This is a genomic window from Aeribacillus pallidus, from assembly GCF_050478865.1.
Lineage (GTDB): Bacteria > Bacillota > Bacilli > Bacillales > JACDOC01 > JACDOC01.
Window position 1 is genome coordinate 1 of the sequence record NZ_JBCNBW010000088.1, and the last position, 10,294, is coordinate 10,294.

Here is a 10,294-nt window from a genome sequence, read left to right on the forward strand (position 1 = left end):
CACTTTTTTGGGGCTAGACCAAAGAAATGGTACGGGTTTCGTTTATACTTCCATAATGATTGGTAAAATCATTGGACGACGTTTTGTTTTTTCATATAAATATGGTGCTAACGTTTCGGTAATTTCGTTTTTAATTTCCGACCATTGCGATGTTTTACGTTCGAGTATTTTATTCAAATGTTTCGTAATAAGTGATTGTGCATCATTAATTAAGTCGCCTGATTCGCGCATGTAAACGAATCCGCGGGAGATAATGTCAGGTCCAGCGGCAATTTTGTACTCTTTCATGTTGATGCTGACAACAACAATGACGAGACCTTCTTCCGATAAAATGCGGCGATCACGTAACACGATGTTCCCAATATCGCCAATACCGCTACCGTCAATATAAACAGAGCCTGATGGGATTTTTCCAGCAATGTGTGCTCCATTATCCCCAAGAGCTAATACTTCACCGTTGTCCATAATAAAACAGTTTTCCGGCTTAATTCCACAATCAATTGCTAGTTGTGCATGCATGCGTTGCATCCGGTACTCACCGTGAATTGGCATAAAATACTTCGGCTTCATTAAGCGAATCATCAGCTTTTGTTCTTCTTGACCACCATGACCTGACGTATGGATGTCATTTAACGATCCATGAATGACGTCTGCTCCAGCACGAAATAGCTGGTTAATCGTCCGGTTTACACTTATCGTATTCCCAGGGATTGGGGATGAAGAGAACACGACCGTGTCACCAGGTTGAATTTGAATTTGTCGGTGCGTTCCGTTCGCGATTCGGGACAAGGCGGCCATTGGTTCGCCTTGGCTTCCCGTACATAATATTGTTATTTGATGTGCAGGCAGACGATTAATTTGTTGAGCATCAATGAAAGTATCTTTCGGGCAGCGAATATAACCTAACTCCCGACCAATTTCAATCGCTGCTTCCATACTGCGACCAAAGACAGCAATTTTTCGTCCGTTTAACACCGCCGCTTCGGTGACTTGCTGCAGACGATGAATGTTTGAAGCAAAAGTTGCAAAAATAATGCGGCCTTCTACTTTACGGAAAATGTCATGAATACTTTCCCCTACACGACGTTCCGACATGGTAAAGTGGGGAACTTCACTATTTGTCGAATCAGACAGAAGGCAAAGGACGCCTTCTTTTCCGATTTCGGCCATTTTTGTTAAGTTGGCCGGTTCACCTACAGGGGTAAAGTCAAACTTAAAGTCTCCCGTATGAACGATGTTTCCAGGAGGTGTTTTGACAACGATCCCATAGGAATCTGGGATACTGTGGGTTGTTCGGAAGAAGGTAACCGACGTTTTGCGAAATTTAATGACATCATCCTCTTTAATTTCATAAAGCTTTGCTTGACGAAGAAGACCGTGTTCCTCTAACTTATTGCGAATGAGTCCGAGGGCCAACTTACCTCCATAAATTGGGACGTTAACTTGACGTAGCAAGTATGGAATCCCACCTATATGGTCTTCGTGTCCGTGTGTAATAAACAACCCTTTAATTTTTTCTTCGTTTTTAACTAAATACGTGTAATCTGGAATGACGTAGTCGATTCCTAATAATTCGTCCTCCGGAAACTTAATACCCGCATCAATTAAAATAATTTCATCTTGAAATTGTACGCCATAAGTGTTTTTTCCAATTTCACCTAATCCGCCGAGGGCAAAAACCGCTGTTTGATCATTTTTTACGAATTTCATATATGATCAGATCTCCAATACTTTAAAGTCTTCGCGTTGTTTTTCATACTCTAAATATGCACCCTCAAGTAACTGGATATATTCGATGTTAATCGGTTTGGATCGTAACTTTTGGCGCACTTCTCGTTCAGATTCAGCTTCAATAAACAGAACTTTTGTGTTTTCACGTACTGGTGCTAAATCTAAGTTTTCTTGGTAATACACTTTAAAAATCATGTCTTTTCTCTCCTTACTCCGTTTTCAATAAAAATGTAACTTTTTCTATTATAAATAATGTTATAAACTTTTTCATGTTTTTTCATAACAACTTATGTATAGAAAGAAGAAGCCCTTCGCATTCAGAAGGGCTTTACTGTACGAAATTTCCATCCAATCAATTAAAAGGATTACGCGATTAATTTTTTTCTTAGAAGATCTTTCCATTGTTTTAAAAGCTTTTTACGTAGCTTTTTTAACATGGTAGATCACTCCCTACTTTTTATTTTAACCAATTCTATAGGAATGTAAAGTACGTGCCGTCTGTTTACTGCTAGTATATGATTTTTTAATCCTTTTTTTACGTGGGGATGAATGGAAATTATTCACAACTGTTAAGCGATAAAAAAATTATTGATTGTAAGCGTTGACAAAATTGACAAAGAAGTGGGAAGGCAGTAAGGTATAGACGGAATATAAAAAGAGGAGATTTATCGATGAAAAAAATTGTCTTTTTTGATATAGATGGCACGTTGTTAGATCATGAAAAACAGATACCAAAACGAACGAAAGAAGCGATTTACAAATTAAAGGAAAATGGAATATATGTCGCCATCGCCACCGGGCGAGCACCGTTTATGTTCCGTTCGTTAATTGAGGAATTAGAAATTGAAACATTTGTAAGTTTTAATGGTCAATATGTCGTCTTTGAAAATGATGTAATCTACAAAAATCCATTGCCAACGTCAGAAATTGAAGCTCTTTTAGAAGAGGCAAAAACGAAGGAACATCCTGTTGTTTTTATGAACCACCAAGAAATGAAAGGGAACATTGAACACCATACTTACATTGAAGAGAGTATGGGAAGTTTAAAATTTGACCATCCACCATATGATCCGACCTACTATCAAGAAAATGAAATTTATCAAGCACTTCTTTTCTGTCGTGAAGAGGAAGAAGAGCAGTATCTTCAAAAATATCCGAATTTCAAATTTGTTCGTTGGCATCCATATTCCACGGATATTCTTCCATCTGGAGGATCGAAAGCAGAGGGAATTAAAAAACTCATTTCCCGCTTGAACTTTTCCATGGAAGACGTTTATGCCTTTGGTGACGGTTTAAACGATATTGAAATGTTACAAAGCGTTGGTACCGGTGTTGCGATGGGAAATGCCCATCCAATCGTGAAAAAGGCGGCCAATGTTGTAACGAAAGATGTCGCTGATGATGGCATTTATGAAGGATTGAAAATGTTGAATTTAATTGACTAAATGAAAAGAGCTGACTTCCCGGAGAATCGGGATTGGTCAGCTCTTTTAACGTTCAATTGGACACGCATTTTCAATCGGACGAAACGGATCTTCTTTATTAATATGATCGTAAAACATAATGCCGTTTAAATGATCAATTTCGTGTTGAAAGACAATGGCTGGTAACCCTTTTAAACGCAACTTTACTTCATTACCGTCTACATCGTACCCTTTCACCGTAATGCGAGCGTATCGAGGAACATATCCAGGGATAGGTTCGTCAACGGATAAACATCCTTCTCCAGAGGTTAAATATGCTTTTTCAACCGAATGACTAATAATTTTTGGGTTAAACAAGGCATAACTATACAACTTCCCTTTTTTATCGTGTACGTGAACGGCAATCATCCGTTTAGACACATTAATTTGTGGAGCTGCTAAGCCAATTCCCGGACGTAAGCCATATTTTTTGGCAATTTCCTCGTCTTGACTGTTAATGACATATTCTAAAAGACTTTTTAAAATTTCTTGATCTTCTTTAGAAGGTGGAAGTGAAACTTCTTCCGCTACTTTTCGTAAAGTCGGATGGCCATCTTTGATAATATCATCCATTGTAATCATACGTATCACTCCTATTTTCAAGCGATGTTATATGCTTAAGTTTATCAAAAGTAGGCACTTCATTGAAAGATTTCCCTTTTACAATAGGCTCTGTTAAACGATACTGTTGATATTTATACATTTCGCTTGTGGCGGACGCTTTCCGCGGATAAGCCGCTTCCCTCGCTACGCTGTAAGTCCAGGGTCTTGCCTGGCTAGCTGTTTCCGCTGGAGTCGCCGCCGTGTGAATAACTTGCTAAAAATCAACATTGACATATAACTTAGCCTTACAATTAAGAAAGCATATGAAATTCCTATTGTTTGACACTAGACGAAAAAAACGAGAAGGCATGTTCTTTCCTAAACCTTCATATGCTGGAAATAACCACAAAAATAAATGGACAATCGAATCTAAAAGCGATAAGATGACAGAAGGATTGATAGTAGAGGGTTAACAAGGTCATAGGAGGGCAAACATGAAAATAATCAAATCAATAGCATTTCTTATCGTGATTTTATCAGGTTGCGTGGGGATGACTAGCCCTGAAGAGCAAATGTATGAAATTTTAGAAAAAACGGTGACACTCGAAGAAGAGTTTCAGAAACAACAAGATCCTCTAGTAGAACATGAACAAGCGGAACAGGATTTATATAATCAAATTATGTCATTAGGTATGAAAGATTTCGACCAAATTGTTCAACTTTCTAATGAAGCACTTGAGCACGCTGAAAAAAGAGAAGAGCTAATCCAAAAAGAACGTCAATCGATTGAAAAAGCGCAGCAGGAATTTAAAAAAGTAGAAGACATCGTTCCTACCATAAAAGATGAAAAAATAAAAGCAGAAGCAAAAAAACTAGTTAAAACGATGTCTAACCGTTATGAAGCCCATAAACAATTATATGAAGCTTACATGGAAGGACTGGCGTTAGATAAGGAACTTTATCAAATGTTCCAACGAGAAGATTTGACAATGGAAGAACTAGAAGAACATTTAACGAAAATTAATGAAGCGTATGAGCGTGTACTTGCTGCCAACGAAGCATTTAATCAAAAAACAGAAGTATACAATGAATTAAAATTACAGTTTTATCAACAAGCTGGTTTAGAAGTGAGCAAGGATGGGGAATAATTTTTCAAAAGCATCTAATTCTTGATTAGGTGCTTTTTTTGTTGTTTTGAAAAATGGGGACTTAAGGTTCGTAAGTTATTTTAAAAAAATGTTTATGCTATAACAGTTTCGAAATGTTGTTCTTTTTATAATACAGATAACCAGATTCCATTAGTACAGTTATGTTGTTCGAAAAAAATAAATTTTATGAACGTGGCGATTTTCTTTGATATTTAACGATTGACGAATCGTTTTTTTTTATTGTACACTAAAGGACGAACAAAAGAAGTTGTATCATTTGTTTTATTATTTTTATTGATACAGTTTGTTTTTTTTGATTGAGGAATCAAACGTTTGTATCCTGTATATTCGTGGAAAACTATAAGTGATGTCCTAATTAGAACGAAAAGAAGTAAGTTTCCGTTTTTTAGGGTACCCTATGTTTTGGTCTTTCTTTTTTATGAAATTTTTTACGGAGAGAAAGGAAGAGGTGACATTTGATGGCATCTAAAACAAAAAAAGCTCAGTTCGATGCGAAAAAGACGCTCGAGAACATTGAAGCACAATTTGAAATGTTCCAAATCTTAAATGAAAATGGCGAAGTAGTAAACGAGGCTGCGATGCCAGAATTATCGGATGAACAACTTCAAGAGTTAATGCGCCGTATGGTGTATACACGTGTTCTTGACCAACGTTGTATTTCATTAAATCGTCAAGGACGTCTTGGTTTCTATGCACCAACAGCTGGACAAGAAGCGTCCCAAATTGCTTCTCAATTCGCTTTAGAAAAAGAAGACTTTATCTTACCAGGATATCGTGACGTTCCACAGATCGTATGGCACGGGTTACCGTTATATCAAGCGTTCTTATTCTCACGCGGACACTTCCATGGTAACCAAATTCCTGAAGGTGTAAATGTATTACCTCCACAAATTATTATCGGTGCACAATACATTCAAACAGCTGGTGTGGCACTTGGTATGAAAAAACGTGGTAAAAAAGCCATTGCGATTACTTATACAGGTGACGGAGGTTCTTCTCAAGGGGACTTCTATGAAGGGATTAACTTTGCTGGTGCGTTTAATGCTCCTGCAGTATTTGTTGTTCAAAACAACTTATTCGCGATATCAACGCCACGTGAAAAACAAACTGCTGCAAAAACAATTGCTCAAAAAGCGGTGGCAGCAGGTATTCCAGGCGTGTTAGTAGATGGTATGGACCCATTAGCGGTATACGCTGCTGTTCGTGAAGCTCGTGAACGTGCAATTAACGGTGAAGGTCCAACTTTAATTGAAACACTCTGCTATCGTTATGGTCCACATACAATGGCTGGTGACGATCCAACTCGTTATCGTTCTCAAGAGCTTGACAAAGAATGGGAGAAAAAAGATCCGCTCGTGCGCTTCCGTAAATTCTTAGAAGCAAAAGGTTTATGGAACGAAGAAATGGAAAACGAAACAATCGAAAAAGCAAAAGATGACATTAAAGAAGCTATTAAGAAAGCGGACGAAACACCAAAACAAAAAGTAACTGATTTAATCTCCATCATGCACGAAGGTGAACTTCCTTTCAACTTAAAAGAGCAATACGAAATTTACAAAGAAAAGGAGTCGAAGTAAGCCATGGCGCAAATGACAATGATTCAAGCGATCACAGATGCGTTACGCACTGAATTACGCAATGACCCAAACGTATTAGTGTTCGGTGAAGACGTTGGGGTAAACGGAGGCGTATTCCGTGCAACTGAAGGTCTTCAAAAAGAATTTGGTGAAGACCGCGTATTCGACACGCCACTTGCTGAATCTGGTATCGGTGGTTTAGCGATCGGTCTTGCATTACAAGGATATCGTCCTGTTCCAGAAATCCAATTCTTTGGCTTCGTATACGAAGTAATGGATGCGATTAGCGGTCAAATGGCTCGTATGCGTTATCGTTCTGGTGGACGTTATCATGCGCCAATTACAGTACGTTCTCCATTCGGTGGAGGTGTACATACACCTGAGCTACACGCCGACAGCCTTGAAGGATTAATGGCACAACAACCAGGATTAAAAGTTGTTATCCCATCAACACCATACGATGCGAAAGGATTATTAATTTCTGCGATCCGTGACAACGATCCAGTAATTTTCTTAGAGCATATGAAATTGTACCGTTCATTCCGTCAAGAAGTACCTGAAGAAGAATATACAATTCCGATTGGTAAAGCGGATATTAAACGTGAAGGTAAAGATATTTCTATCATTGCATACGGGGCAATGGTTCATGAGGCATTAAAAGCAGCAGATGAACTTGAAAAAGAAGGTTATTCCGCTGAAGTTATTGACCTTCGTACAGTAAGCCCACTTGACATTGACACAATCATTGCTTCTGTTGAAAAAACGAACCGTGCGATTGTTGTACAAGAAGCTCAGAAACAAGCAGGTATTGCAGCAAATGTGGTAGCAGAAATTAACGACCGTGCGATTTTAAGCTTAGAAGCACCGGTTTTACGTGTAGCTGCACCTGACACTGTTTATCCTTTCTCTCAAGCAGAACCAGTATGGCTGCCAAACTACAAAGATATTATTGAGACAGCGAAAAAAGTATTAACGTTCTAATGTAAATGCACCTAGAGAAGGGGGATTTTCCCTCTTCTTTCTGTCCTATTGAACAAGACTGTGAGAAAAGATTAGGAGGGTGAATACCAGTGGCATTCCAATTTAGACTTCCAGACATCGGTGAAGGTATCCATGAAGGTGAAATTGTTAAATGGTTTGTAAAACCTGGAGATAAAGTTCAAGAAGATGACGTACTTTGTGAAGTGCAAAACGATAAAGCAGTTGTTGAAATTCCTTCTCCTGTAACAGGTACGGTACAAGAAATTTTAGTGGAAGAAGGATCTGTAGCGGTTGTTGGAGATGTACTCGTTACATTTGATGCACCAGGTTATGAAAATCTCCAATTTAAGGGAGATCATGGTACAGAAGAAAAACAAGAGGAAGCAAAAGAAGAGCCGAAAGCTGAACAAGCTGAAGAAACAAAACAAACGACAGATGTTGATCCGAACCGCCGAATAATTGCAATGCCATCTGTTCGTAAATATGCTCGTGAAAAAGGCGTTGACATTCGTCAAGTTACTGGTTCTGGAAAAAATGGCCGTATCCTAAAAGAAGATATCGATGCGTTCCTACAAGGTGGAGCTCAAGTTCAAGCGGCAGAAGCAGCTCCAGTAACTGAAACAGCTGTTGAAACAACTTCTACAGAAACAACTGAAGCAAAAGCTCAAGAAGCACCAGTTCTTGAAGGTCAATATCCAGAAACTCGTGAGAAAATGAGCGGTATCCGTAAAGCAATTGCCAAAGCGATGGTGAACTCTAAACATACAGCTCCTCACGTAACATTAATGGACGAAGTAGATGTAACGAAACTTGTTGCACATCGTAAGAAATTCAAAGAAGTGGCAGCAGAAAAAGGTATCAAGCTTACGTTCTTACCTTACGTTGTAAAAGCATTGGTAAGCGCGTTACGTGAATATCCAACATTAAATACGTCCATTGATGATGAAACATCTGAAATTATCCATAAGCATTACTACAACATTGGTATTGCAGCAGATACCGAAAAAGGTCTTCTTGTACCAGTTGTTAAAGATGCAGACAAGAAGTCAATGTTTGCTATTTCTAAAGAAATTAATGAGTTAGCAGTTAAAGCACGTGAAGGAAAACTTACTCCAAACGAAATGAAAGGTGCTTCATGCACAATTACAAACATCGGTTCTGCTGGTGGTCAATGGTTTACACCTGTAATTAACCACCCAGAGGTTGCAATTTTAGGAATTGGTCGAATTCAAGAAAAACCTGTAGTAAAAAATGGTGAAATTGTAGCCGCACCTGTGTTAGCATTATCATTGAGCTTTGATCACCGAATCATAGATGGTGCCACTGCTCAATATGCGCTTAACCACATTAAGCGCTTGTTAAACGATCCAGAATTATTACTAATGGAGGCGTAATGGTATGGTAGTAGGAGATTTCCCAATCGAAACTGATACTCTTGTCATTGGTGCAGGACCTGGTGGGTACGTAGCTGCAATTCGTGCTGCTCAACTTGGTCAAAAAGTAACGATCGTTGAAAAGGCGAATTTAGGAGGCGTTTGCTTAAACGTTGGTTGTATTCCTTCTAAAGCCTTAATTGCGGCAGGTCATCGTTACGAGATTGCGAAAGAATCTGCTGATATGGGTATTACAGCAGAAAATGTTAAAGTAGACTTTTCAAAAGTTCAAGAATGGAAAGCAAGTGTAGTTAAAAAATTAACAGGTGGTGTAGAAGGTCTCCTTAAAGGAAACAAAGTAGAAATTGTTAAAGGAGAAGCATACTTCGTTGATGCGAACACAGTTCGTGTGATGGACGAAAATTCTGCACAAACATACAAATTCAAACATGCGATTATCGCAACAGGTTCTCGTCCAATTGAACTTCCTGCATTTAAGTACTCTAAACGTGTACTTGACTCCACTGGTGCACTGAACCTTGAAGAAATTCCTAACAAATTGGTTGTCATCGGTGGTGGTTACATTGGAACAGAGCTTGGTACGGCTTATGCTAACTTCGGTACAAAAGTAACCATCTTAGAAGGGGCAGAAGAAATTCTTTCAGGATTTGAAAAACAAATGACGGCCCTTGTTAAACGTAACTTAAAGAAAAAAGGTGTAGAAATCTTCACAAAAGCAATGGCTAAAGGTGTAGAAGAAAAAGAAGATGGCGTAGTCGTTACATTTGAAGCGAACGGTGAAGAAAAAACGATCGAAGCTGACTACGTGTTAGTAACGGTTGGTCGTCGTCCAAACACAGATGAACTAGGTCTTGAGCAAGTTGGTATTGAATTAACAGAACGCGGTCTAATCAAGATCGATAAACAATGCCGTACAAACGTACCAAATATCTTTGCAATTGGTGACGTTGTTGAAGGACCACCATTAGCGCATAAAGCATCTTACGAAGGTAAGATTGCTGCTGAAGCTATTGCCGGTCATCCATCTGAAATTGATTACTTAGGAATTCCGGCAGTTGTGTTCTCTGAGCCTGAATTAGCATCTGTTGGATACACTGAACAGCAAGCTAAAGAAGAAGGAATCGAAGTGGTTGCAGCGAAATTCCCATTTGCTGCAAACGGTCGTGCGCTAGCACTTAACGCAGCAGAAGGTTTCTTAAAACTTATCACTCGTAAAGAAGACGGCTTAGTAATCGGTGCGCAAATTGCCGGTCCAAGTGCATCTGATATGATTGCAGAGCTTGGTCTAGCAATCGAAGCTGGTATGACAGCAGAAGATATTGCTATGACGATCCACGCTCATCCAACACTTGGAGAAATTACAATGGAAGCTGCAGAAGTAGCTCTTGGAAACCCTATCCATATTGTAAAATAATAATCGAGTAGGAGGGGGCGAC

General features: G+C 38.9%; 9 protein-coding genes. 6 read left to right on the forward strand and 3 right to left on the reverse strand.

Features of this window, described 5'->3' with window-relative positions:
- Positions 1-42: 42 nt before the first annotated feature.
- Positions 43-1,710: a ribonuclease J1 gene (gene rnjA / locus ABES52_RS16485; RefSeq protein WP_429652407.1), complete on the reverse strand. Its 1,668-nt coding sequence runs from the start codon at positions 1,708-1,710 to the stop codon at positions 43-45.
- A 6-nt stretch (positions 1,711-1,716) separates the two neighbouring features.
- Positions 1,717-1,926 (reverse strand): DNA-dependent RNA polymerase subunit epsilon, encoded by a 210-nt coding sequence (locus ABES52_RS16490; RefSeq protein WP_429652408.1) that lies wholly within the window; start codon positions 1,924-1,926, stop codon positions 1,717-1,719.
- Positions 1,927-2,402: 476 nt separating this feature from the next.
- Between ABES52_RS16490 and ABES52_RS16495 the strand changes: the two genes are divergently transcribed.
- Positions 2,403-3,176 carry a Cof-type HAD-IIB family hydrolase gene (locus ABES52_RS16495; protein WP_429652409.1) on the forward strand — a complete coding sequence of 258 codons (774 nt, stop codon included), beginning with the start codon at positions 2,403-2,405 and terminating at the stop codon, positions 3,174-3,176.
- A 45-nt stretch (positions 3,177-3,221) separates the two neighbouring features.
- Here ABES52_RS16495 and def read toward each other — a convergent pair whose 3' ends face one another.
- Positions 3,222-3,776 carry a peptide deformylase gene (gene def, locus ABES52_RS16500; RefSeq protein WP_429652410.1) on the reverse strand — a complete coding sequence of 185 codons (555 nt, stop codon included), beginning with the start codon at positions 3,774-3,776 and terminating at the stop codon, positions 3,222-3,224.
- A 455-nt stretch (positions 3,777-4,231) separates the two neighbouring features.
- Here def and ABES52_RS16505 point away from each other — a divergent pair, with 455 nt between their 5' ends.
- From ABES52_RS16505 to lpdA, 5 genes are all read left to right on the forward strand, one after another.
- Positions 4,232-4,885 carry a YkyA family protein gene (locus tag ABES52_RS16505; RefSeq protein ID WP_429652411.1) on the forward strand — a complete coding sequence of 218 codons (654 nt, stop codon included), beginning with the start codon at positions 4,232-4,234 and terminating at the stop codon, positions 4,883-4,885.
- Between the two features lie 479 nt (positions 4,886-5,364).
- Positions 5,365-6,483 (forward strand): pyruvate dehydrogenase (acetyl-transferring) E1 component subunit alpha, encoded by a 1,119-nt coding sequence (gene pdhA / locus ABES52_RS16510; protein WP_429652412.1) that lies wholly within the window; start codon positions 5,365-5,367, stop codon positions 6,481-6,483.
- A gap of 3 nt (positions 6,484-6,486) precedes the next feature.
- Positions 6,487-7,464 carry an alpha-ketoacid dehydrogenase subunit beta gene (locus ABES52_RS16515; protein ID WP_429652413.1) on the forward strand — a complete coding sequence of 326 codons (978 nt, stop codon included), beginning with the start codon at positions 6,487-6,489 and terminating at the stop codon, positions 7,462-7,464.
- A gap of 89 nt (positions 7,465-7,553) precedes the next feature.
- Positions 7,554-8,858 carry a dihydrolipoamide acetyltransferase family protein gene (locus ABES52_RS16520; protein ID WP_429652414.1) on the forward strand — a complete coding sequence of 435 codons (1,305 nt, stop codon included), beginning with the start codon at positions 7,554-7,556 and terminating at the stop codon, positions 8,856-8,858.
- Positions 8,859-8,862: 4 nt separating this feature from the next.
- Entirely contained in the window at positions 8,863-10,272 is a 1,410-nt protein-coding gene (gene lpdA / locus ABES52_RS16525; protein WP_429652415.1) for a dihydrolipoyl dehydrogenase, read from the forward strand.
- The last annotated feature ends 22 nt before the right edge of the window (positions 10,273-10,294 follow it).

What these genes read in the sequence shown, in the direction of transcription:
- rnjA (WP_429652407.1), bottom strand. Translation starts at nt 1,710, where the DNA reads ATGAAATTCGTAAAAAATGATCAAACAGCGGTTTTTGCCCTCGGCGGA.
- ABES52_RS16490 (WP_429652408.1), bottom strand. Translation starts at nt 1,926, where the DNA reads ATGATTTTTAAAGTGTATTACCAAGAAAACTTAGATTTAGCACCAGTA.
- ABES52_RS16495 (WP_429652409.1), top strand. Translation starts at nt 2,403, where the DNA reads ATGAAAAAAATTGTCTTTTTTGATATAGATGGCACGTTGTTAGATCAT.
- def (WP_429652410.1), bottom strand. Translation starts at nt 3,776, where the DNA reads ATGATTACAATGGATGATATTATCAAAGATGGCCATCCGACTTTACGA.
- ABES52_RS16505 (WP_429652411.1), top strand. Translation starts at nt 4,232, where the DNA reads ATGAAAATAATCAAATCAATAGCATTTCTTATCGTGATTTTATCAGGT.
- pdhA (WP_429652412.1), top strand. Translation starts at nt 5,365, where the DNA reads ATGGCATCTAAAACAAAAAAAGCTCAGTTCGATGCGAAAAAGACGCTC.
- ABES52_RS16515 (WP_429652413.1), top strand. Translation starts at nt 6,487, where the DNA reads ATGGCGCAAATGACAATGATTCAAGCGATCACAGATGCGTTACGCACT.
- lpdA (WP_429652415.1), top strand. Translation starts at nt 8,863, where the DNA reads ATGGTAGTAGGAGATTTCCCAATCGAAACTGATACTCTTGTCATTGGT.